This is a genomic window from Algoriphagus oliviformis (assembly GCF_017254915.1).
Lineage (GTDB): Bacteria > Bacteroidota > Bacteroidia > Cytophagales > Cyclobacteriaceae > Algoriphagus > Algoriphagus oliviformis.
Window position 1 is genome coordinate 1 of sequence record NZ_JAFKCT010000016.1, and the last position, 24,265, is coordinate 24,265.

General features: G+C 53.0%; 19 protein-coding genes. 13 read left to right on the forward strand and 6 right to left on the reverse strand.

Going from position 1 to position 24,265, the window contains the following annotated elements:
* The first annotated feature begins 140 nt into the window (after nucleotides 1-140).
* The 7 genes from J0A68_RS21665 (at nucleotide 141) to J0A68_RS21695 (ending at nucleotide 6,987) form a co-directional block, all read left to right on the forward strand.
* The gene (locus tag J0A68_RS21665) at nucleotides 141-782 is read left to right on the forward strand and encodes a hypothetical protein (protein WP_206580351.1); all 642 of its coding nucleotides are present in this window, start codon (nucleotides 141-143) and stop codon (nucleotides 780-782) included.
* Nucleotides 783-1,019: 237 nt separating this feature from the next.
* Nucleotides 1,020-1,961 carry a methionyl-tRNA formyltransferase gene (gene fmt, locus J0A68_RS21670; protein ID WP_206580352.1) on the forward strand — a complete coding sequence of 314 codons (942 nt, stop codon included), beginning with the start codon at nucleotides 1,020-1,022 and terminating at the stop codon, nucleotides 1,959-1,961.
* A 156-nt stretch (nucleotides 1,962-2,117) separates the two neighbouring features.
* Nucleotides 2,118-2,978: a DUF4412 domain-containing protein gene (locus J0A68_RS21675; protein ID WP_206580353.1), complete on the forward strand. Its 861-nt coding sequence runs from the start codon at nucleotides 2,118-2,120 to the stop codon at nucleotides 2,976-2,978.
* Nucleotides 2,979-3,061: 83 nt separating this feature from the next.
* Nucleotides 3,062-3,565, forward strand: a complete 504-nt coding sequence (locus J0A68_RS21680) for a dihydrofolate reductase (protein WP_206580354.1) — start codon at nucleotides 3,062-3,064, stop codon at nucleotides 3,563-3,565.
* Nucleotides 3,562-4,347, forward strand: coding sequence for an SDR family oxidoreductase (locus tag J0A68_RS21685; protein ID WP_206580355.1), 786 nt, complete (start codon nucleotides 3,562-3,564; stop codon nucleotides 4,345-4,347). The genes J0A68_RS21680 and J0A68_RS21685 overlap by 4 nt, the downstream gene beginning before the upstream one ends.
* Nucleotides 4,348-5,604 (forward strand): competence/damage-inducible protein A, encoded by a 1,257-nt coding sequence (locus J0A68_RS21690; RefSeq protein ID WP_206580356.1) that lies wholly within the window; start codon nucleotides 4,348-4,350, stop codon nucleotides 5,602-5,604.
* An 87-nt stretch (nucleotides 5,605-5,691) separates the two neighbouring features.
* Nucleotides 5,692-6,987 (forward strand): dihydrolipoamide acetyltransferase family protein, encoded by a 1,296-nt coding sequence (locus tag J0A68_RS21695; RefSeq protein WP_206580357.1) that lies wholly within the window; start codon nucleotides 5,692-5,694, stop codon nucleotides 6,985-6,987.
* Between the two features lie 73 nt (nucleotides 6,988-7,060).
* Here the strand turns inward: J0A68_RS21695 and J0A68_RS21700 are convergent, their stop codons facing one another.
* From J0A68_RS21700 to J0A68_RS21720, 5 genes are all read right to left on the reverse strand, one after another.
* On the reverse strand, nucleotides 7,061-9,913 hold the full coding sequence (locus J0A68_RS21700) for a PAS domain-containing hybrid sensor histidine kinase/response regulator (protein ID WP_206580358.1): 2,853 nt from the start codon (nucleotides 9,911-9,913) through the stop codon (nucleotides 7,061-7,063).
* Nucleotides 9,913-10,926 carry a PDC sensor domain-containing protein gene (locus J0A68_RS21705; RefSeq protein WP_206580359.1) on the reverse strand — a complete coding sequence of 338 codons (1,014 nt, stop codon included), beginning with the start codon at nucleotides 10,924-10,926 and terminating at the stop codon, nucleotides 9,913-9,915. The genes J0A68_RS21700 and J0A68_RS21705 overlap by 1 nt, the downstream gene beginning before the upstream one ends.
* A 23-nt stretch (nucleotides 10,927-10,949) precedes the next feature.
* Complete coding sequence (locus tag J0A68_RS21710; protein ID WP_206580360.1) at nucleotides 10,950-11,189, reverse strand: hypothetical protein; 240 nt, start codon at nucleotides 11,187-11,189, stop codon at nucleotides 10,950-10,952.
* On the reverse strand, nucleotides 11,186-11,605 hold the full coding sequence (locus J0A68_RS21715; RefSeq protein WP_236025718.1) for an OsmC family protein: 420 nt from the start codon (nucleotides 11,603-11,605) through the stop codon (nucleotides 11,186-11,188). Before J0A68_RS21715 ends, J0A68_RS21710 begins: the two co-directional genes overlap by 4 nt.
* 162 nt (nucleotides 11,606-11,767) lie before the next feature.
* Entirely contained in the window at nucleotides 11,768-15,145 is a 3,378-nt protein-coding gene (locus J0A68_RS21720) for a methylmalonyl-CoA mutase family protein (protein WP_206580361.1), read from the reverse strand.
* Between the two features lie 144 nt (nucleotides 15,146-15,289).
* Between J0A68_RS21720 and J0A68_RS21725 the strand changes: the two genes are divergently transcribed.
* Nucleotides 15,290-16,651, forward strand: a complete 1,362-nt coding sequence (locus J0A68_RS21725; protein WP_317195145.1) for a sugar porter family MFS transporter — start codon at nucleotides 15,290-15,292, stop codon at nucleotides 16,649-16,651.
* Entirely contained in the window at nucleotides 16,644-17,519 is an 876-nt protein-coding gene (locus J0A68_RS21730; RefSeq protein ID WP_206580363.1) for a carbohydrate kinase family protein, read from the forward strand. Before J0A68_RS21725 ends, J0A68_RS21730 begins: the two co-directional genes overlap by 8 nt.
* A 194-nt stretch (nucleotides 17,520-17,713) precedes the next feature.
* Here J0A68_RS21730 and J0A68_RS21735 read toward each other — a convergent pair whose 3' ends face one another.
* Nucleotides 17,714-18,181: a SixA phosphatase family protein gene (locus J0A68_RS21735; protein WP_206580364.1), complete on the reverse strand. Its 468-nt coding sequence runs from the start codon at nucleotides 18,179-18,181 to the stop codon at nucleotides 17,714-17,716.
* 158 nt (nucleotides 18,182-18,339) lie between these two features.
* Here J0A68_RS21735 and topA point away from each other — a divergent pair, with 158 nt between their 5' ends.
* From topA to J0A68_RS21755, 4 genes are all read left to right on the forward strand, one after another.
* Nucleotides 18,340-20,670 carry a type I DNA topoisomerase gene (topA, locus tag J0A68_RS21740; RefSeq protein WP_206580365.1) on the forward strand — a complete coding sequence of 777 codons (2,331 nt, stop codon included), beginning with the start codon at nucleotides 18,340-18,342 and terminating at the stop codon, nucleotides 20,668-20,670.
* A 209-nt stretch (nucleotides 20,671-20,879) separates the two neighbouring features.
* Nucleotides 20,880-22,535, forward strand: coding sequence for an alpha/beta fold hydrolase (locus tag J0A68_RS21745; RefSeq protein ID WP_206580366.1), 1,656 nt, complete (start codon nucleotides 20,880-20,882; stop codon nucleotides 22,533-22,535).
* A 77-nt stretch (nucleotides 22,536-22,612) separates the two neighbouring features.
* Nucleotides 22,613-22,957, forward strand: coding sequence for a hypothetical protein (locus tag J0A68_RS21750; protein ID WP_206580367.1), 345 nt, complete (start codon nucleotides 22,613-22,615; stop codon nucleotides 22,955-22,957).
* 233 nt (nucleotides 22,958-23,190) lie between these two features.
* Entirely contained in the window at nucleotides 23,191-24,255 is a 1,065-nt protein-coding gene (locus tag J0A68_RS21755; protein ID WP_206580368.1) for a beta/gamma crystallin-related protein, read from the forward strand.
* The last annotated feature ends 10 nt before the right edge of the window (nucleotides 24,256-24,265 follow it).

Genomic DNA, 24,265 nt, shown 5'->3' on the forward strand with positions numbered 1-24,265 from the left:
AAGGGAGGATAGAACAAAAAAGGATTGAAATAGAATGAAATTCCTTGGAAACAACCAGCTCTTCGGAATTCGCAATTTCGAAGCGGTATCCTAGGATTTGAAATCCTACTCAGTTAATCTTAAAAAGTGTTTGCCAAATAATGAGAACATCAGTCTCCATCATAGTTCTGTTGATATTTTTCGCCAATTGCAAAAGTCAGATTTCCAAAGTCACAAGCTTTACCCCCCAAACCAAAATCGAGAATTACGGTGACACATTGAGAATAGAAACAGTACGAATCGATAAAACAACGCTCAAAAAAAACTACATCGATCTCAAAGGAGTCTCAGATGACGGCTTCGATTCGAGCTTTGAGGTCGTATCAAGGTATTTCGAGAAAAAGCCTGTGACGTTCCGTCAAGACGGCTACCCATTTTCTGTTGCCGATTTTGACTTTGTTTTGGAAAAAAAGTCGTTTTTAAAAAGGATAAACAAAAAAATCAGGAGTCTAGAACAAAGCAACGCATTTCCTTTTGAGATCGATCCGTATCAAGAACTTGCAAGAATAGTGGCTGAAAACGAAAATTTGGACAGCCTGGAGAGCTTTGAGAATGATTTTTTCATTGCTCAGCTACTTTCTCGTGGAACTTTACTGATCGAAGCCAGAAACGGAAAGATCCAGCCTCACTCCCTATTGATCGAATTGTACACAACACCGTTTTCCGGAGGCAGAAAGTTTTACATCAAATCCTCTGAAGGTGATACGATACCGATTTTCTCATTTAATGAATGGATGAAATAGGTGATAGAGATAAAAGAGTGTCGAAAGATTAATCCGGTTCTCCCAAGGATTAAAAATCCTCCAGAAATACCTCGGGATTGCAAATCCCGAGGAACGAGCGATTAATAAGACAAGTGGTTAGTACCACTACCCAACTGAAATCTCCTGCTAAAATGCCGACCTCTCAAAAACAGCCAATACCTTTAGGGTACCGAAATCTCGAATTTCGAACCCCGAATTTCAAATCTTACTCTCCGAATGTCGAATACTGAAGCCAAAGGAAAAGACCTCCGCATTATCTACATGGGCACGCCGGAATTTGCCGTGCCTGCCTTGGAAAAGCTCGTGGAAAACGGCTGGAACGTGGTCGCCGTCATCACCGCTCCCGACAAACCCCAAGGTCGCGGCCAAAAGCTGGTAGGTTCTCCCGTGAAGGAAGCCGCCGAAAAGCTGGGCCTCCACATCCTCCAGCCCACCAATCTGAAAAACCTCGAGTTCCAGCAAGAGTTGCGAGACCTACAGGCAGATCTGCAGATCGTGGTGGCCTTCCGCATGCTGCCCGAGGCTGTCTGGAATATGCCGCCCCTCGGCACCTTCAACCTGCACGCTTCCCTCCTGCCCAACTACCGCGGCGCCGCTCCCATCAACTGGGCCATCATCAACGGGGAGAAGGAAACCGGTGTCACGACCTTTTTCCTCAAGCATGAGATCGATACGGGAAGCATCATTTTCCAGGAAAAAATCCAGATTCTGGAAGAGGATGACTTGGGAACAGTCTATGAAAAACTGATGACCATCGGCGCCGAACTGGTTGTCAAGACGGTCGATGCCATCTCCAAAGACGAAGTGACTCCCACCGTCCAAGACGAGTCCAAGGCCATCCACCACGCCCCAAAAATCTTCAAGGAAACAGGCAAGATCGACTGGACCAAGTCTGCCGAATCCATCCACAACCTGATCCGTGGCCTTTCCCCCTATCCTGCCGCCTGGACGGAGTTCCAAGGCAAGACCTGCAAAGTTTTCAAATCAGCGCTTTCCGCCAAGGATATCCCAGGCAAGGAGGCCGGAGAATGGAGCTCCGATGGAAAGACGTTCCTCCGTTTTCAAACAGGCTCGGGCTCCTTGGACATTCTGGAACTGCAGCTCGAAGGCAAAAAGCGGATGAAAACCGAGGATTTGCTGCGGGGACTGAAGCTGTAAATCCCAGTCTGCAGTAGGCAGAATGCAGTGAGCAGTGGTTTCTGCATACTGCCTACTGGATATCTGCCCACTGATCCCCGCAGACTGCAAACAGCCAACTATTTTAAAATCCCGGTGATTTTTAGGAAATTGGGGTAAATTTTTAAATCTAACACTATGAAAAAGTCAGTTTTAAGTATCCTGTTTTTGGCTGGAGCGATGATTGCGATGCCCTCGGAAGCCCAGATTTTGAAAAAAATCCAACAAGCAGCCCAGCAGGGAGCGGAAAACGCGGTGACCAAAAAGACCCGTGAATCCACCGAAAAAGCTACAAGTGACGCCTTGGACGGCATGTTTGGCGGCATGATGCAGCCCGCTCCGACGGAGTCAGAATATTCCTTCACCGGCTACATGGTCATGGAAGTGACCGCCACGGACAAGAAGGGCAAATCGGAGGAACCCGTGCGGATGCAGTACCTGCTGTCCTCGGGCACCGAGTTTATGGGCATGAGTTTCAGCGATCCGAAGCAGCCCAGCACCACTACCACGACCATCATGGACACCAAAAACCAAGCGATGGTGATGCTGCTGGAAGACAAAGGAAACAAATCGAGCATGGCCATGAAGCTTAACTACGACAAGCTGCAGGGCATGGTGGACGAGGAGGCCGAAGAGCAACTGGAACAACCCGACTACGAAATCACCAAGACCGGAAACACCAAAACCATCCTGGGCTATACCTGCGAGGAATACCTGGTGAAAACCGAAGATGGAGATGGACAATACTGGGTCACCGAGGAGCCGATAGAAGGATTCTCGATGTTTTCCCCCCAGAGCAACCCCATGGTCTCCGACAAGACTATCGAGCGCTACAGCTCCATGTTTTCCAACGCCCCCAAGGGCAGCTTCATGGAAATGGTCTTCACCGACAAAGACGGCGCAGTCACGGACATGAAGGTAGTCGAACTGGAGACCGACAGCCCGAGGAAATTCCAGATGTCCGACTATCCCAACATGATGTCGGGAGGCGGCAAGTAATCGGCAAAAAGGGTAGTTTTTCTACCCTTTTTCATTTTTTACTCTTCAAAGACTGGTAAATTCAGGCCAAACTTTGAAGCCCTGTGAAGATCATACTCATCGTAGCCAAAGCGAAAAACAACGTCATTGGCAAAGACAACCAGCTCATCTGGAAGCTTTCCGCTGATCTCAAGCGTTTTAAAAACCTCACCACCGGCCACCATATCCTGATGGGCCGAAAGACTTACGAATCCCTGGGCAAGCCCCTGCCCAACCGAACCCACTTGGTCATCACCCGAAACCCAGACTTTACCGTTCCGGAGGGACACTATGTCTTTTCCTCCGTCGAGGATGCTTTCATCCATTCCAACAAGGTTGGGGTGGACGAGCTCTACGTCATCGGAGGCGGACAGATCTATGCCGAGACGATCCGGCTCTGCGACCGACTCGAGGTGACCGAGGTAGAAGCCAAACCCGAAGGGGACACCTTTTTCCCGGAGATTGATCCCCACATCTGGAGGGAAACGGGAAGGGAAAGCCATCCCGCAGATGAGAAAAACGAGTATGCCTACTCCTTTGTGACCTACGAAAAAACCGCCAAACCATGAGCAAAAACGTCATCTGGATCACCGGGGCTTCCTCCGGCATTGGGGAGGCCGCGGCCAAAAAGTTTTCAAAAGAGGGCTATCGCGTCATCATTTCTGCCAGAAAAGAGCCCGAACTGGAACGTGTCAAAAGCGAGTGCGCCCACCCGGAAGATGTCTTGGTCTTGCCCCTGGACTTGACGGAGATCGATTCTTTCGAAGCAAAAGTGAGCCAAGCCTTGGCACAATTCGGGCAGATCGACGTCGTCCTGCACAATGGCGGCATCAGCCAGCGCTCCCTCATCCGCGAGACAGGACTGGAGATAGACCGCAAGCTGATGGAGGTCAATTTCTTTGGCACCATCGCCCTGACCAAGGCCTTACTTCCGCATTTTATCTCAAGAAAAACCGGCCACTTCGCGGTCATCAGTTCCTTGGTCGGAAAGATCGAATCCCCCTACCGCTCCTCCTATGCCGCTTCCAAGCATGCTTTGCACGGCTTCTTTGACACGCTCCGGGCGGAGCACCACGGCGACCACATCGCCGTCACGATGATCTGCCCGGGCTTCATCCGTACCAACGTCTCCGTCAATGCCATCACGGCTGACGGCTCAGCCCTTGGCCAGATGGACGAAGCACAAGCCAAAGGCATGAGTCCGGAGGAATGCGCAAACCAGATCTTCTCCGCCATCCGTGGCCGCAAGGAGGAAGTTTACATCGGGGGAAAAGAGACCATGGCCATCTACCTCAAGCGCTTCCTTCCCTCCCTTTTCTCAAAAATCATCCGAAAAGCCAAAGTCCGATAGATGCAACTCATCAAAGCCGAAATCATCGCCATAGGAGACGAACTGCTCTATGGCCAAATCATGGATACCAACTCGCACTGGATCAGCCAAGAGCTGGATCTGGTGGGGGTGAAAGTCGTGAGAAAAACCACCGTTGGCGACAACCGGACGGACATCCTCACCGCATTTGCCGAGGCGGAAAAGCGCGCCGACCTCATCCTGATCACCGGAGGCCTCGGCCCGACCCAAGACGACCTGACCAAGCCCCTGCTGGCCGAGTACTTCGGCTGCGGCGTGGTGGAGTTTCCCGAGGCGGTGGCCGCGGTCACGGCCTTCTTCCAAAAGCGGGGTCGGGAGATCACCCCGCTCAACGTACTGCAGGGCCACCTTCCCTCCTGCTGCACCTATGTCCCCAATGAGGTCGGCACGGCTCCGGGGATGTGGTTTGAGCAAAACGGCGCCTATTGGATGTCCATGCCTGGCGTGCCGCACGAGATGAAAAAGCTCATGAAGGACTTTGTCCTCCCCAAGCTGCCGGAGATTTTTGAGCTGCCTGTGATCTACCACCGGGTCGTGAAGACGGTGGGAATCGGCGAGAGCTGGCTGGCAGATCTGATCCGGGACTGGGAAAACGCACTGCCGGAGCACATCAAACTGGCATACCTTCCCTCTTTGGGACAGGTGCGCCTGAGGCTCACGGCTTTTGGCAATGACAAGGCAAAGCTCGCCTCGGAAGTCGCCGAACAGATCGCATTGGTCATGCCCCGGATCGCCAGCTATGTGTACGGCTACGACGAGGAGAGCCTGGAATCCGCCATCGGAAATCTTTTGAAGAAGTCAGGGAAAACTTTAGCTTTGGCCGAAAGCTGCTCTGGAGGCTACATTTCCCACCTGGTCACGAGCATCGCAGGAAGTTCCGCTTACTTCAACGGCTCGGTAGTCCCCTACCACAACCAGTTTAAGGAAAACATCCTGGGAGTGAAGGCCGAAACGCTTGCCAGCCACGGGGCGGTGAGCGAGGAGACAGTGAGGGAAATGTCCAGCGGAGTCCGAAGTTTGTTTGGGTCGGACATTGGCCTAGCCAGCAGCGGAATAGCCGGTCCTGACGGTGGCACGGAGGAAAAACCGGTCGGAACGGTCTGGATCGCCTGTGCGGGAGCGGGTTTTGTCGAGACCAAAAAACTCCAATTGAGCCAGGATCGCTTGCTGAATATTCAATTGACGGGCGTTGCCGTTTTGAATTTGCTAAGGATTTGCCTCAATCAAGACAACAAATAAAATTTTACATTTAGGGTTTGGGCGGAAGTCGTATAAAATTTAATTTTAAAACTTGAATTTAAACCCAATTAAATTACCTCAATAGCTATGGCAAGTGTAGAAATGCTGATGCCCAAAATGGGCGAAAGTATTATAGAAGGCACCATCCTCACCTGGCTCAAGAAGGAAGGCGACTCCATCGAGCAGGATGAGTCGGTACTCGAAGTCGCCACCGACAAGGTGGACACCGAGGTTCCTGCCACCCATGGCGGGATTTTGAAAAAGATCCTTGCCAAAGAAGGAGAGGTAATCGCCGTGGGTGCGCCCATAGCTTTGATCGAGACCAGCTCCGAAAACGGAACCGCAAAGACCGAAACTCCCAGCGCACCGAAAACGGAAAAAGAAGAACTCGTAGCCGCAGCGCCGGAAAATACCGGCAGCATCCTCGCACAGCCCGAGCCACAGGTAGAGGAAAAATCCGATGACGGACGCTTTTATTCCCCCTTGGTAAAAAACATCGCCAAGGAAGAAGGCATCAGCAAAGCCGAGCTGTCCAAAATCCCCGGAACCGGCAAAGACCAGCGCGTCACCAAGGAAGACATGCTGGCCTACGTCAAAAACAGATCGCAAAGCCCCGCCGCTGCGCCCTCCGCTCCATCCATTTCCGAGCCGAAAGTCCAAGTCAGCATCTCGGCAACGGACGAGATCATCGAGATGGACCGTATGCGCAAGATGATCGCCCAGCGTATGGTCGATTCCAAGCGCATCTCCGCGCACGTCACCTCTTTCGTAGAGGCTGACATGACCAACATCGTCCTCTGGAGAGAAAAGCACAAAGATGCCTATCGCGCAAAATATGGCGAAGGGATTACCTTTACACCCTTTTTCATCGAGGCCATCGCCCGCGCGATACGCGACTTCCCGATGATCAACATCTCCGTGGACGGTGACCGAATCATCAAAAAGAAAGACATCAACATCGGCATGGCCGTGGCGTTGCCCTCCGGCAACCTGATCGTGCCCGTGATCAAAAACGTCGATCAGCTCAACCTGGTCGGTATATCCAAAAAAGTAAACGACCTGGCCAACCGCGCCAGAAACAACAAGCTGACTGCCGACGATCTCGCCGGCGGCACGTACACTGTATCCAATGTGGGTTCCTTTGGCAATGTGATGGGCACCCCTATCATCCCGCAACCCCAGGTGGCCATCATGGCCGTGGGAGCCATCGTCAAAAAGCCCGCCGTGGTAGAGACGCCCACCGGAGACGTGATCGCCATCCGGCACAAGATGTTCCTCTCCCACTCCTACGACCATCGCGTGGTGGACGGGGCTCTGGGTGGCATGTTTGTGCGCCGAGTGGCAGACTATCTGGAGGAGTTTGACCTTCGCAGCGATCTCTAGCAGGCAGTAGGCAGTGATCAGTAGGCAGTCTGCAAACTGCCCACTGCCTACCGCCTACTGATTACCGGCAAGCTCACTCCGCCCTTTCCCTTACTTTTCTGTAGTAAAACTCCAGCCTGTCCGCCAGGAGAGCCAGCCGGATGGGTTTGGTGAGGTAGTCGTTCATACCCGACTCCATGGCCTTCTTTTCGTCTTCTTCAAATACGTTGGCCGAAAGCCCGATGATCACCAGGTTTTCCTTGCCGGGCAGCGTTCTGATCTCTCGGGTGGCCTCCAGTCCATTTTTCAGGGGCATCTGCACATCCATCAAGACCACGTCAAAATCCTGGTTTTTCACCTTTTCCACCGCCTCCACGCCATTGTGCGCCACTTCAAACTCAAAGCCCAGCTGCTGAAACATCAAAGTCATCAGCTGAAGATTCAGGTCGTTGTCCTCTGCCAAAAGAATCCGGAGCGGAAACTCCGTGCCCATCTCGCGGATATCCCGCCAGGTCAGCTCGTCGGTTTCCTGCGGGACTATATCCTGCTCCACCCTCTTGACGATGACGGAAAACTTAAAAACAGAGCCCTTGCCCAGTTCGCTGGAGATTTCCAGCTGCCCGCCCATCAGCTCCACGATCTTCTTTGCAATCGCCAAGCCCAGCCCCGTACCCTGATAAGCCCGCGTGTTGGAGGTCTCCACCTGGTAAAAAGGATCCGCGAGATGCTCCAAATGCGCCTGAGGGATGCCGATGCCGGTATCCTCCACGCTGAACGTGAGAAACTGAAAAAATTCGTCAACTGAACTCAAATCCATCCTCACCCGCACCGCGCCACCTTCCGGCGTAAACTTGATCGCATTGCCGATCAGGTTCAGTAGGATTTGGTTGATTTTCCCCTTGTCTGCCTCCACCACGGTATGGTCAAACTCTCCGTAAGTCAGCTCCAGCTTGATTTTCTTTTTCCCAGCCAGCCCGGAGAGGATCTTCACCTGATCCTTCAGTTCCTCCACCGCGTCGAAGGTCACCGGAATGATCTCGATCTTCCCCGATTCGATTTTTGAGTAGTCGAGGATGTCCCGGATGATGTTTAGCAGGGAGTTTCCTGAGTTTTTGATGATCTCGACGTACTGCTTTTGGATTCGGTTGAGGTTGGTGCTTTCCAGCAGGTCGATGATCCCCAGCAGCCCGTTCATGGGTGTGCGGATCTCGTGGCTCATGTTGGCGAGGAAGTCGGATTTGGCGCGGCTAGCCTGGTCAGCGGCGTTCATGGCTTCGACCAGGCCTTTCTCCCATATTTTCTGTCCGGTGATGTCCTTTGAGATGGACATGATCTGCTTTTCATCCAAGGGGAAAAATCGCATCTCATAGTGCTTGTCCCCCAGTGCCGTGTGCCATACCACGTCCATGGTCTGTATGCTGTTGGTGTCCCTGGCCCTCTTGAACGTCTTCACCACGGCGTCTGCCTGCCCATGTGGCACAAACTCCTCCAGAGACTTGCCCACGGTCAGTTTGGAAGCCTCCAGCAGGTTTTTTTTGTCCTGGACATGAAAGTCCAACACGACGCCCGCATTGTCATAGATGAAAATCGTGTCGGGTATATTGCTGATGAGGCTTCGTAGCCTGTTTTCGCTCTGCACGAGCTCCTGGCGCGCGAGAAACTGGGAGGTGATATCCGTGCCAATCCCCATGCCCCCGGAGAGCCTTCCTTGCTCGTCAAAAATCAGCTTTTCAAAGATCTTGATTCTGATTTTTTCGCCGTTGGGCTTCACGAAGTCATACTCCAGCTCGATCAGGTGCCTGCCTTCCGTCAGCGCCTTGACCGTCTCCTCCTTGACCAGATTGGCTTGGGCGTGGGTGGAACCAACCTTAAACGCATCAAAAAACTCCTGTCTCGTGTGTCCCAGTACTTCCTCTACTTCATCCGAGACCTTGGTAATCTCCCCGCGATGGTCATGAAAAAACACAAACCCCTTCATCTCCTGCAACAGGAGGTTTTGCTGGTCAAAGAGCCGGGATATTTCCTGTAGGTTTTCCTCCTGGACGCGGATGGAGTCCACATTCCCTTTGAGTGAAATGATAAAAAACGCCACGGTACCAATCAGAAGTACCACGATGCCTAGAAACAGCAGAAAATAGGTGCTGTAGATCCCCGAAGTGAGGCCCTCCAGAGGCACGAGAAAAAGCAGGGAGGCCGCTGCATCCGAATTGGCATAGGAAAATGGATATTGCGCCAAGATACCGGAAAAGGACTCACCCTCCTTCAGCCATTCTACCTCATAAAAACCCTTCAGCCCGAGCCGGATATCGGATCTGACCCGGCTGAGATCAGTATCATCGAGGATGACAGCTCCTTCTCTCGACCGCTGGCCTAGAGGAATAAGATCCGACTCGAAGAGCAGGTACTTTTCCCCTCCGGGATCGAGGTAGAAATTCGTCACATATTCCTTGCTATACGCTGGCACGTCCAGAGTGTACAGGATTCGGAAGCCCTCTTTTCCCGTAGCCAAAAGCTGGGAGCTTTCCACTTTGTTGGGAAAATCACCTTGATAGCGCTTTCGGATGAAATCGTTGGTGTCGGTCATCTCAAAGACCAAAATGGAATCCTTCATGTCCACGACCACCGAATCCATCATTCCCGGATAGCTCGTAAACGTCCGCCGGACGATGACCGTAAACTCGTCCTTGAAATCGTCCTCATCCAGGTCTGGATCTTCCAAAAACGACACCAGTATCTTGGACTCCTCTTTGAAGCGGTTGAGATCCACCTCCAATCCCCTGGCGGCCAGCTCGGTCTGGTTGATCAAAAATTCCCGACGGGAATCCATTTGGGAAAAATAGATGGCATTGAAGAAGCTGAAGCCCAAGGCAATCACCAGCACCACCAGCAGTGTCCCAGTGATGGAGATCATCCAAAAATTGGCGCGGCCAATGAGATTTTTTGCCATCAGTGATTGGGAAACACTTCTACAAGAAACCAATCCACTCCAACAAATGGCACGCAGATCGCCCAGTGGAGATTGGCTTCTTCCTGGAATTCAAACCTGTCCTTCTTCTCCAGCAGAAAATGCTGTGCCATCTCTCTCACTTCCCGGCTTTTGCTGCTGAACAGGTTGAAGTCGGAAATCCTAAAGTAGTCTGAATGGACCGTCTCACGGTACACGTGGTTTTTGAGCGGGGGCATGCTCAGGGATTCGATCGCTTCAGCTTTTCCCGCGACGATGTCACCTTTAGAGTTGACCAGAATAAACTCCCCCTCCACCGAGTCTAGGTAGTGTTGGATGATATCGCTGACGGTGTAGTCCACGCCAAGCACGGCAAAAAGCTCATCCCCGTCATAGATGGGATGCACCAGGGAAAGAATCCAGCCTTTGCCGGCCGGATCTACATACGCCTCCGGTATCCATACCAGGCCCTTGGAAGGATTGTGGTCGAAATCCGCTTCATAATAGAAATTGAAGGCCGTCACGTCCAAGTTGATATCGACGATATTCCTCACATCATAGGTAGGATATACCCTGCTTACCTGCATGGAAGAGTTGGAGTAGATCTGCACGGCCATGGGGTTTCGCCTCATGAACGCCGCAAAAACACTGTCCAGAAAATTGGTGAGGACGACCTGTTCTTCCGCCTTTTTGCGGTCAGGAGTCGAGTTGAGCAAGATCACCGAGCTGAGGGAAGAGTCCTGCCCGGGCAGGTTGGTGGAAATGCCTCCCACAAATCGATAAGGACTAGGCCGGGAGTGCTCCCTAATGGAATCCTTCCTGGTCAGGAGATATTCATAGTAGTGCGCGACGGTGTCCAGGTCCTCGGCCAGAGCGCCTCCCTGCTGCACCATCCTCTTTATCAATAGCTCCAGCTTTTGAAAATTCTCCTCCGGGATCTCCTCTTCCGGGGCACTACAGCCCATCACCAAGGCGATCATGGCAAGAACAAAAAAGCGTACTCTAAAAAGACGCATGTGTCAATCCGTTTTCAGGGAAATTAGAGATTTTCCAGCTGCGAACGAAAAGATCTTCCCATTTCGTCAAATCTCTCCTTTACTTTTTCAAAAAATTGACCCTCGAGAAATGCGTCCAAATCCTGCTCCTCCACTACATCAAGTTCGCTGAGCTTGAAGGTCTGCTCCATCGGCCCCAGCTCATACTTGAGGATATACTTGTTGTTCCAGGAGAAAATGCTCACGCGCACTTCCTCCCGGGTCATTTCCTTGACTACCCTCATTCCGGCTTTTTGACTACGGACTTGTAGGTGATGTTGGACTTCAGCGAGGAAGCCACGGAGCAGTATTTGTCCACGGAGAGCGCCACGACCTTGGCAAATTCCTCCTCGGTAGCATTGGGCGACACCAGCACAAAAGTCAGCTCAATGTCGGTGAAAAAGGCCGGCACGCCGTCGTTTCGGACACCTTCCACTTCCACGTAGAAGTCGACGATCTCCCTGCGCTTTTTCTTCATCATCAGTACGGCATCCACAGATGCGCAGCCTCCCAAAGCAGAAAGCAGCAAATCCATTGGGGATTGGGCTTTCTTGTGCTCGGGGTCATACATGTCGATGTTGACCAGGTTACCCTGCAGGTTGAGGGCTTCATACTCCATATCCGCCTTCATGCGGACGGTGACATTTCGCTTATTTGCCATTGTTAGAATTACGATTTGCGATTTACGAAATACGAGGTCGTTTCATCTTCTGAGCATAAAGCCGAAGCCGCCGACCTCACACCCGCATTTCTTTTTGGTTCTCAATTATTGTTTCAGCTCAGCAATTTTCAAATTTTGCAATATTTCAATTTTTCAATCCCATCACATATTCCTTCTATACTGCCCCCCCACTTCATAGAGCGCGTGGGTGATCTGTCCCAAAGAGCATCGCTTGGAAGCCTCCATGAGCTGGGTGAAGACGTTTTCGTTTTTCACGGCCGCATTTTGGAGCTCCTTGAGCAGCTCTGTCTCCAAACCTTCGTAGGTCTGATGTAAGTTCCTCAGCGTCTCGATTTGGGCTTCTTTTTCGTCCGGATTGGCGCGGATGACTTCACCCGGCGTGACTGTGGGCGAGCCCTCGGAAGAAAGAAAGGTATTGACCCCGATGATCGGGAACTCTCCGGTGTGCTTCAGCATCTCGTAGTGCAGGCTTTCCTCCTGGATTTTGCCCCGCTGATACATGGTCTCCATCGCGCCGAGTACACCTCCCCGCTCGGTAATCCGGTCAAATTCCACATAGACGGCTTCCTCCACCAAGTCAGTCAGCTCCTCGATAATGAAGGCTCCCTGTAGCGGATTCTCGTTTTTCGCCAGACCCAATTCTTTATTGATAATCAACTGGATCGCCATCGCACGACGAACGGATGCTTCAGTAGGCGTGGTGATTGCCTCGTCATAGGCATTGGTATGGAGCGAGTTGCAGTTGTCATAGATCGCATAGAGTGCCTGCAGCGTGGTACGGATGTCGTTGAAGTCGATCTCCTGCGCGTGTAGGGAGCGGCCGGAAGTCTGGATGTGGTACTTCAGCATCTGCGAGCGCTCGTTGGCGCCGTACTTCAGCTTCATGGCTTTGGCCCAGATCCTTCTGGCCACGCGACCGATCACTGCATATTCTGGATCGACTCCGTTGGAGAAAAAGAAGGATAGGTTGGGCGCAAAGTCATTCACGTTCATGCCACGGGAGACGTAGTATTCCACGTAGGTAAACCCGTTGGAAAGCGTCAGCGCCAGCTGCGTGATGGGATTGGCTCCGGCCTCGGCGATATGATACCCGGAGATGGAGACCGAGTAGAAGTTTCGCACGTTCTGCTCGATGAAATACTGCTGCACGTCTCCCATCAGCCGGAGTGAAAACTCCGTGGAAAAGATGCAGGTATTCTGCGCTTGGTCTTCTTTCAGGATATCCGCCTGCACTGTTCCCCGTACCTTGGAAACCGTGTCAGCTTTGATCTTTTCATACACCTCCAGCGGCAAGACTTGGTCGCCCGTCACACCGAGCAGCATCAGGCCAAGCCCGTTGTTTCCTTCTGGAATGGCTGCGTTGTATTTGGGTCTCTTCAGCCCTTTTTTCTTATAAATAGCCGTGATTTTCTCCTCCACCTCTTCTTCCAGTCCATTGGCTTTGATATAGACTTCGCATTGCTGATCTATGGCCGCATTCATGAAAAAGGCCGTCATCGTGGCCGCAGGGCCATTGATGGTCATGGACACCGAGGTCATGGGATCGACGAGGTTGAAGCCCGAATAGAGCTTTTTGGCATCGTCGAGGCAGCAGACGTTCACACCGGAGTTGCCGATCTTGCCATAGATATCGGGACGGTAGTCTGGGTCTTCGCCATAGAGGGTCACCGAGTCAAAAGCGGTGGAAAGGCGCTTCGCCGGCATACCGGCAGACACATAGTGAAAACGCTTGTTGGTACGCTCCGGACCGCCCTCACCTGCAAACATGCGGGTAGGGTCTTCTCCCTCTCTTTTGAAAGGAAAAACCCCAGCCGTGTACGGAAACTTCCCCGGCAAATTTTCCCGCAGTCCCCACTTCAGCAGCTCGCCCCAAGCCTCAAACTTGGGCAAAGCCACCTTGGAAACCCTCGAGTTGGAAAGGGAGGTCGAATAGGTTTTGATCTTGATTTCCTTGTCGCGAACCTTGAAGACGTAGAAATCCTCTCCATACTTGGCCGCCTCAGCGGGCCATTCTTCCAGCCACTTCTTGTTTTTGGGATCCAGGCTGAGCTCCACCTGGGCATACACTTCCTGGAGCTCCTTCACGAGTCGATCCGCATCAGCGACTCGCGCAGACTGGATGGTCTCGATGGATTTTTGGATGCTGTAGAGCTGCTGGGCGATTTCCTTTTGCTCCTCCACCCAAGCGTCGTAGCTCCGGTTGGTCTCGGTGATCTCGCTCAGGTAGCGGGTACGGGCGGGTGGGATGATGTAGATTTTCTCCGAACTGCCAGCGGCCAAGTCCGAGCTACTCTCCCATCCGTCAAACTTCTCGTTTACTTTTCCCATCACGGCACGGTAGAGCTGGTTCATGCCCGGATCATTAAACTGTGAGGCGATGGTGCCAAAGACGGGAATCTGCTCATCGGCGATATCCCAGAGGTTGTGGTTGCGCTTGTACTGCTTTTTCACATCGCGGATGGCGTCAAGCGCCCCACGCTTGTCAAACTTGTTGAGCGCGATCACATCGGCAAAGTCCAACATGTCGATCTTCTCCAACTGCGACGCGGCGCCATACTCCGGTGTCATCACGTAGAGCGACAGGTCGCTGTGCTCCGTGATCTCCGTATCGGACTGTCCGATCCCGGATGTCTCCAAGATGACCAGGTCATAGCCTGCCGCCTTCACCGTATCCACGGCATCCTGCACGTATCGGGACAGGGCGAGATTGGACTGGCGAGTCGCCAGGGAGCGCATAAACACGCGGGGATGATGGATGGAATTCATCCGGATACGGTCGCCGAGCAGTGCTCCACCGGTTTTTCTTTTGGATGGATCCACTGAAATGATTGCCAGCGTTTTATCTTCAAAATCAAGCAGAAATCTTCTGACCAATTCATCGACTAGGGAAGACTTTCCGGCTCCTCCGGTTCCGGTGATCCCGAGCACGGGCGTGGTCGATTTTTTGCTTTGCTCCCGCACGGAGTCTAGTAGAGTAACGGACTTTTCCGGAAAGTTTTCAAAAGCGGAAATCGCCCGTGCGACGTGTTCTTTGTGTTCTTTTCCCAGGGAAAACCCCTCCGGCAGCTCATCTCCCACTGCGAAATCACAACGCTTCACCATGTCGTTGATCATGCCCTGCAATCCCATCGCGCGTCCGTCGTCGGGGGAATAGATGCGGGTGATGCCATAGCCATGCAGCTCTTTGATCTCCTCGGGCAGGATGGTCCCCCCTCCTCCGCCAAAGATCTTTATGTGCGCAGCGCCCCGCTCGCCGAGTAGATCATACATGTATTTGAAAAACTCCACGTGGCCGCCCTGATAGGAAGTGATGGCGATGGCCTGCACGTCTTCTTGGATCGCACAGTCCACGATCTCCTGCACGGAGCGGTTGTGGCCAAGGTGGATCACCTCGCAGCCCGTGGACTGGATGATCCTTCGCATGATGTTGATCGCCGCGTCGTGCCCGTCAAAAAGCGACGCTGCGGTGACGATACGGATGTGGTTTTGGGGCTTGTACACCTCAGTAGGGAAAGTCATATTTTTGGGTCTATGGTAGCCGATTGGAAGAAACAGGGGCAAAAGAAAAGCCTGGAATGTGCCTGTTTTAATGCCCGCGAATATAAGAAAATTAAGGGGAGCGGGGTTTTGAATTGTGATCCTTCTCCTTAGTTTAGTGAAACAATAGTCCCAAAATCCCCCATGCCTTCCAATAGATACGCCTTTTTCGTTTCCATCACAGCCGCTTTGGGCGGCTTTTTATTTGGCTTTGATACAGCCGTCATCTCGGGCGCCGAGCGCGACATCCAGGAAGTCTGGCAGCTCAGCGACTGGATGCACGGACTAGCCATTGCCTCGGCGCTATATGGCACAGTGATCGGCGCGCTTTTTGGCGGGATCCCCGCCGACAAGTGGGGCAGGAAGCAAAGTCTCCTGTGGATCGGCGTCTTCTACCTCGTGTCCGCGCTGGGATCGGCTCTCGCCTGGGACTTCACCTCTTTTACCCTGTTTCGATTTTTGGGCGGCCTGGGAGTAGGCGCCTCCTCGGTGGTCGCCCCGATGTACATCTCCGAGATCGCACCTGCCAAAAACCGCGGTCTCCTGGTTGCCTTGTACCAGTTCAACATCGTCTTTGGGATCGTGATGGCCTACCTGTCCAACTACCTGATCGGTACCGCCGGGTTGGCAGAGGACTGGCGCTGGATGCTGGGAGTCGAGGGTATCCCCGCGTTGATCTATAGTGTGATGATTTTCCGGATCCCCGAGAGCCCACGCTGGCTTATTGCTAAGTTCAACGACTTGGACAAAGCCCGGGAGATCCTCAGCAAGACCGACTCTGAGGGCGTGGACGAAGCGATTCGCCTGGCTCTGGAGGAGGAAAAAAGCATGAAGCAAAAGGCAGGTTTCGGAACGCTGTTCTCAAAACGGTTCTTCTCCAGCACCATGCTGGCAGTGATGATCGCCTTTTTCAACCAAGTCTCCGGCATCAACGCGATCATCTACTTTGCCCCCAGGATCTTTGAAATGGCCGGGATTTCGACAGAGAGCGCCTTGATCTCCACCGTAGGGATCGGCTTGATCAACCTGTTTGCGACCTTTCTTGGCCTCTACCTCATCGACAGGCTTGGCAGAAAAGTCCTCATGTACATCGGCTCTTTGGGTTACATCATCTCGCTTTCCCTGATGGCCTACAACTTCCTCGGTCCGGGCATTCCGGGTTTTTGGCTGCCGATCTTCGTCTTTGGCTTCATCGCCTCGCATGCCGTGGGACAGGGCGCGGTGATCTGGGTCTTTATCTCCGAGATGTTTCCCAACGAGCTGCGTGCCTATGGACAGTCCCTGGGATCGTTTACCCACTGGATTCTTGCCGCGCTTATCGCCAACGTTTTTCCCTTCTTTGCCAACAGTTTTGGTCCGGGCTATATCTTCGCGTTTTTCTGCGCGATGATGGTCTGGCAGCTGCTCTGGGTGATGTTTAAGATGCCTGAGACCAAAGGCCGCTCGCTGGAGGAAATTCAAAAAGACTTACAAAAAAGCCATGCGTGATCATGTCGTGATATTTGGGGAGATGCTCTGGGACTGCCTCCCCTCTGGACCCGTCGCCGGCGGTGCTCCTATGAATGTGGCCCTCAACCTGCACCAGCTGGGCCTGAGCTCCCGCCTGATCTCGGCTGTGGGCAAAGATGAAGACGGGGAAAAACTCAGCGGCTTTCTGGCGGACTTCGGCCTTCCCCTAGACCTGATCCAGATCAAGCCAAACCATGACACTTCCAAGGTGCTCGTGGACGACTCTGACCCGGAAAACATCAAGTACACCATCGTCTCTCCAGTCGCCTGGGACTTTGTGGCTTGGAATGAGGAAAACGACCGGGCAGTCGAGGAGGCAGACGCCTTCGTCTTCGGCACCCTGGGCGTTCGCAATCCCGAAAGCCTCAAAACCCTGATCCGACTGCTGCATCACCCTACCCTGCGTGTGTTTGATGCCAACCTCCGACCTCCATTTTATGATTTCGAGGTGATCGAGACCTTGCTCGGCTTTGCGGACATCCTGAAGATCAACGAGGACGAGCTGGAAATATTTGCCGACTACTTCGAGACCGAAGCGACCATCGAAGACCTCTGCTTTTACCTCGACCAACACTATCCCATGGAGATCATATGTGTGACTCGCGGAGCCAAGGGCGCAGTGATCTACCAGAAAGGAAAGCTGTTTGAGCATCCCGGCTACAGCGTGCAGGTGCAGGACTCCATTGGCGCGGGAGATGCCTTCCTCAGCGGATTTATCAAAACCTATCTGGAGGAAAAAGCCCCCGAGGAGATTCTGGATTTCGCCTGTAGACTGGGGGCATTTGTCGCTACGCAAAAAGGCGGAACGCCGAGGTACTCAGAGGCGGATATTGAGAAGGTTGGGTGAATCAGTGATAAGTTGGCAGTATTCAGTGTGCAGTCGGCAGTCGCAGTATTCTAACGTAAGGTATTAATTTGTAAGCGGTTAGTAGTGAGTTATAAGTAATAACACCACTCACAATTTACTGTTTACTACTTACCTGCCCACGGTCTACTGCGCCAGCTTACTGATCACTGCCAACTGAAAACTGCCAAAACTGATCACTGCAGCACTTCCTTCAAGACTCCCGTCCCCAGCCCGATCATAGACCACTCGGTGATCTGCAGCTCGATGAGGGCCATCATGCCGGGCTTTAGTCCCAGATAGCTCTCGTGGGTCAGGTGCGACAGCAGCAGGCTGATGGTCGGGTTGTGGCCGATCAGCATGCAGGAATCGGCCTGCTTGGGTGTATGCTCCAGCAAGCCGATCAAGGCATCCAAGTGGCCTTCATAGATGTCGCGGGTGTATTCGACTTCTTCTATGGGCACATATTTCCTGATGATTTCAGCCGTCTCCATCGTCCGGGTGGCCGCCGAGCAGTGCAAAAAATCCACCTTCAGTCCACCCGACTGAAGCGTCTCGCCCAAGCGATTCAGGCTGTCCTTGCCATTGGGGGTCAGCTGGCGCTGAAAATCCACCCCGTCCGAAAAGCCAGCCTCGCCATGTCTCAAGAGTATCAAATGTTTCATTTCGAAATCGTTTTTTGCCAGAAATCCAGCGAGCTAAACATCAAAAATCCATCCAAACCCAAGCGCCTCAATTTTTAAATATTTGGACGGAAAGACTAGGCCCTCTATTTTTAGCATTTCAATATCGGCCGGACCGACGGCTAAATTCCCTTTTCTCTATGTCAAAAAATCTAGTCATCGTCGAATCCCCCGCCAAGGCCAAGACCATCGAAGGCTACCTGGGCAAGGACTTCAAGGTAGTCTCCAGCTACGGCCACGTACGGGATCTCCCCAAAGGCGATAAAGCTATAGATATCAAAAACCGCTTCAAACCCACCTACGAGGTCACCGCCGACAAGAAAGAGGTGATCAAAAACCTGAAATCATTTGCCAAGGACGCCGAGACGGTGTACCTCGCGAGTGACGATGACCGGGAGGGAGAAGCCATTTCCTGGCATTTGAAGGAAGTCCTCAAACTGGACGAAACACATACCAAGCGCATCGTTTTCCGCGAGATCACCAAAAACGCCATCACCAAAGCCATAGAAAACCCGCGCGGTATAGACTATGACCTGGTCAATGCCCAGCAGGCCCGGCGAATCCTGGACCGCTTGGTAGGTTTTGAGCTTTCTCCCATTCTGTGGAAAAAGATCAAAACCGGCCTCTCCGCGGGTCGCGTTCAATCCGTGGCCGTTCGTCTGATCGTCGAGCGCGAGCGTGAGATCGAGGCGCACAAGGCCAAGTCTTCCTTCCGCATCACGGCGATCTTTGAAGTGGAAGGCAAAACTTTCCAAGCCGAGCTGCCAAAGAAATTCGAAACCAAACAGGAGGCCGAAGACTTCCTGAAAAATTGCCTTCAGGCCGACTTCTCCGTAGCCAACCTGGAGAAAAAACCGACCAAGAAATCTCCGGCAGCGCCATTTACCACCTCTACCCTGCAGCAGGAAGCTTCGCGAAAGCTGTACTTTTCCGTGGCCCAGACCATGTCCGTCGCGCAGAAGTTGTATGAAGCCGGTAAGATCACCTATATGCGTACCGACAGCACCAACCTCTCCCAAGACGCGATGGCCGCGGCGAAAAGCGCCATCGAGAATTCTTATGGAGCCAATTACCATAAATCCAGACAGTTTACAACCAAAAACGAAAGCGCCCAAGAAGCCCACGAAGCGATCCGTCCCACGGACTTTTCCCAAAGCCAAGTCTCAGGTGAGCGAAACGAGCAGCGCCTCTACGAACTGATCTGGAAGCGAGCCATCGCCTCCCAAATGGCCGATGCGGAACTGGAGAAAACCACCATCACCATTGCGGTCTCCAACTCACCGCTCAACCTGGTAGCTACCGGTGAAGTGATCAAGTTTGACGGATTCCTCAAGGTCTATCTGGAGGATACCGACGACGAGCCAGAGGAGGACGAAGACGGCGGCAAGTCCCTCCTGCCCCCTATGTCCATAGGACAGGGCCTGAACCTGCAGGAGATGAAAGGCCGAGAGACCTTCAGCCGACCTGCTCCACGCTACACGGAAGCTTCGCTGGTGAAAAAGCTCGAAGAACTCGGCATCGGCCGACCTTCCACCTACGCGCCTACCATCTCTACGATCCAGAAGCGCGACTATGTGGTCAAAGAGGCCCGAGACGGCACTCCGAGAAACTACGTGGAGATGAAGATCGCCAACGGGCAGTTCAAAGATGTCACCAAAACCGAAAACACAGGGGCCGAAAAGAACAAACTCTTCCCTACCAACACGGCCATGGTGGTCAACGACTTCCTGGTGGAGCACTTCCCCAATGTGATCGACTTCCATTTCACCGCCAGGGTAGAAAAGGAATTTGACGACATCGCCTCAGGAGGGCAGGTATGGGAGGACATGATCGATGCCTTCTATGGCAAATTCCACAAAAGCGTCGAAGAGACCGAGCAGGTATCCCGCCAGGACGTCAACTCCAGCCGACTGATCGGACAGCATCCTACTTCGGGCAGAAACGTCTATGCGCGCCTGGGCCGTTTTGGGCCACTGGTGCAGATCGGCGAAAACGAGGACGAGGACAAGCAATACGCCAGCCTGAAAAAAGGCCAATTCATCGAAAACATCAGCATGGAAGATGCCTTGGAGCTCTTCAAGCTGCCTCGTGAAGTCGGCTTCTTTGAGGACAAAAAGATGACGGCCGCTATTGGTCGATTTGGCCCCTACATCCGCCACGACAGCGCTTTCTACTCTTTGGAAAAAGGACAGGATCCCATGTCCATCACCGAGGAGGAAGCCATCATCCTCATCCAAAACAAGCGTGAGGCAGATGCCAAAAAGCACATCAAAACCTTCGACGAAAATCCGGAAATCCAGATCCTAAACGGCCGCTGGGGACCTTACATCAAGTTTGGCAAGACCAACTACAAGATCCCGAAGGGCAAGGAAGCCGAGCAGCTCTCCTACGCCGAGACACTGGAGATCATCGAATCCCAACCGGACGCCGGAAAGAAAAAAGGGCGCTTCGGAGCCAAAAAGAAAAGCTAAGGGAAGCACCCAAAACGAATAAAACCGACCTAGCCAGGTCGGTTTTATTCGTTTTAAGGCTAGATGATCTTCGATTTCCCTAGTCGTATTCCCCCATTTTTTTCCAGCACAACGCTATAAAATCCGGAAACCAACCACATGCAACCTTAGTTTTGGGTAACTTGTGGCCAAGCCCTGTCCTATTTTTTCCATCTTTTTGATAGCTATTCATGAAACCAGCCACGCGCTATGCGAAAAGCGGCAGCATCAACATTGCCTACCAGGTCTTTGGCACCGGCTCCATCGACTTGGTCTATATCCCAGGCTGGGTCTCCAACATCGACCTGATGTGGGCCTGCCCTTCGCTTTCCTATTTTCTCAAAGAGCTTGGCAAGATCTGCCGGGTCATCCTATTTGACAAAAGGGGTACCGGCCTCTCAGACCGCATCAGCGAGCTCTCCACCCTGGAGGAGCGGATGGACGACCTGCGTGCGGTGATGGATGCCGTGGGTTCGGAAAAGTCCATCCTATTCGGTCACTCCGAGGGAGGCTCGGTGTCTGCACTGTTTGCGGCCACCTATCCCCAGCGTACCATCTCCCTGATTGCCTTTGGGATTTTTGCCAAGAGACGGTATTCCCCGGACTATCCCTGGGCTCCCACAGACCAGCAGCGACAAAAAGTCTATGACATGATCGAAAACAGCTGGGGAAGCGGCGACATGGAGCTGGAGACCCTGGCACCCTCACGGGCCGATGACACGCAATTTATGGATTGGCTGGCCCAGTACTTCCGCTCGGGAGCCAGTCCCAGCGCCGCGATGGTCTTAACCCGGATGAACACCCTCGTGGATATCGTCGACATCCTGGGAATGGTCCGCGTGCCGACGCTGATTATGCAGCGCAGGCAGGACATCGACGTCAAAATCGAGGAAGGCCGCTTCATTTCCGAAAAGATCCCGGACTCAACACTCGTGGAGATGGAAGGAAGCGACCATCTTTTTTGGGCCGGAGACAGTCAGGAAGTCCTGGACTGCATGAAGGCTTTTATTCTCCAAAACCAAGTCCATCCGCACGGCGACAAGCGGCTCACTGCGGTACTCGTCGCAAAAATCCGCCGCGAGAACCCGACAAGCAGTCCGGAAGGCAGCTTCCGCCAGGCCATCTCCAAGTTCAGGGGAAAGCTGTCCCACCTCGATGAGGAAAGGCTGGTTGCTACCTTTGAAGGACCGAGCAAAGCGGTGCACTGCGGCCTGGAACTGATGGACTTGGCGACGAACCCACAGCGAGGATTGGCCATCTGCATCCACATGCTGGAGACCGCTTCGGAGGAGCCGGTAGCCAACTGGGGAGAAGCGCAAGCATGGACGGACGCGATGTGGGAACAAGGGCTCCCCGGACAACTATTGATCACCCAAACGGCGAAACACCTCCTCGCCGGAACGGGCCTGACCATCTCCCCCTCCCTCCACACGCTAAAAACTACAAACTGGCAGCCTCAGGCGCTCTTCCGAGTGACCGACGGCATTGCTTCGGCTACTGGAAGCAGCCAACATGGCACCTCGTGGAGCGAGTCCTTTCTCGAGGGTGTGATCCAGTGCATCCATACCCACCTGGACAACGAGCAGTTTGGGCTGAATATGCTGGCCGACGAGCTGTCCATGAGCGGAAGGCAGCTCCAGCGAAAGCTCAAGGCGGTGAGCAACAAGTCACCCAGCCAGCTGATCTCCTCTGTCCGGCTACATCGCGCCAAAGAGCTCCTGCTTTCGCAAAAGTACGTCGTGTCGGAAATCGCCTTCCTCACGGGCTTTTCCAATCCCTCCTACTTCTCGAAGTGTTTCAAAAAGGAATTTGGCATCAGCCCCTCCTCCCTCATCTCCCAGTACTGAGTGCTCAGATTCGTCGCAATAGTGATGATATCTGTCGGGAAAATGCCATAGCCCTGACAATTCTCTAGATAACTTCCATGGCATCAATGAGACTCTACATGGAAACCAACCAAGAAATCCCCAAGGAACTGATCAACTGGAGCAAGTGGATGGTGGGGGTCAACTTTTCGGCAGCCACAGGCTGCATCGTCGTGCTGCGGGACGTTCGGCCGGACAAATCCGCCCCCCTGTCGTTTTGGCTCTTCACCGCCATCTCACTTTTTGTACTGACGGTCTTGACCTCCATCATTTTCAACCTCATCCTTTCTTTGGAAGTAAAGAAAGACTTTGTCCTGAAGAAAAAGCACCTGATCCTGGCAGGATTGCAGCTTGGCTTTTTTTCATTGGCGCTGATAGCTCTACTGGCTTGGATCAAGGCTTAAGGAGTGGCTGTAAGCGTCTTTTTGGCTTGTCGCAAAAGTGCCAAGACTTGTCGTGAAACTGTTAGATATGAGCCATTTATAGCCCATACCTTTGTATAGTCGAAGTTTTGATACCCTTTCCCGGGAAGATTTTTAAGAGGGCGTCAGGACTTGGCTCAGCCGCTGCCGGCAGCACTCATTTTGGTCGCTCTGCAGTCGGTTTTTTTCCAGTTCACACCAAAATTCTATCCATCATGTCCGTATCTATTTTTAAACACGCAAACTTCGGTGGCACCGCCATGACTTTGAAAAAAGGCAACTACGCCACCATCCCCATCGGAAACGACCAGATCAGCTCGATCAAGGTCGAGCCTGGCTTTTTCGCCTACTTCTACAAGGACTCCGGCTTCCGGGGACCTCGTCTGGTCTTGTTTGGGGGCGATTATTCCTTTGTCCATCAGTGGAATGACCAGATCAGTTCGATGGAGATCTTCGAGCACGATGCCGAGCTCTATCCCATGGTGAGCTTTTTTGAACATGCCAATTTCGGTGGCTTCCAGCAAAACCTCGCCGGCTTGGGCGCCAGCGCGGACTACAATTTTCCCTTTTTCAAAAACGACAGCATCTCCTCGATGAAAGTCCCCCACGGCGCCCGTGTGATCCTCTACGCAGACAGTGGGCTGCGAGGCGCCCATCGTGAGTTTGGCCCGGGCGAATACAGCAACCTGGGGCATTTTGGGTTCAACGACAAAATCTCCAGCGTGCAGATCATCCGGCCCGACTTGGAGCTGATCAACATCGAATACATCAACGAGGTGGCCCTGCCAGACGGAAACACCATCGGACTCTCCGACTCCACCGTCAACCACAGCAGTATCGAGCAGGTCAACACGCTGACTCTGGAGAGGGAAATCACCAAATCCACCACACGAAGCTGGAGCAATTCGACGCTGATCGGCATCACTGTCACCACCACGGCCAGCGTGGGGGTCGAAAAGGGCCCGATCTCAGCCGAGATGGAAACCAGCATCAGCAAAACGCTCGAAAACACCTTCACCATCGGGGAGGAAGAGACGGTGAGCGAAGCCAGCACCTTCAGCAAGTCGGTCGCGGTAAGAATTCCCCCGCACGCTGTCGGAGAAGCCAAGCTCTTCATGACTCCAAAAAAAGTCCGGCTAGACGCGATCTATACCTTCAGGCTGGTGGGTACGGACTCGACCTTCCAGCAGGAAGTAGCCATCGTGATCGACGACTTCCAGGTCGGCGAAGCAAAAATCTCCACTAGACCACTCGAAGTAGTGGAAGCCGAGGAAGCCTGATTTCTCAAAC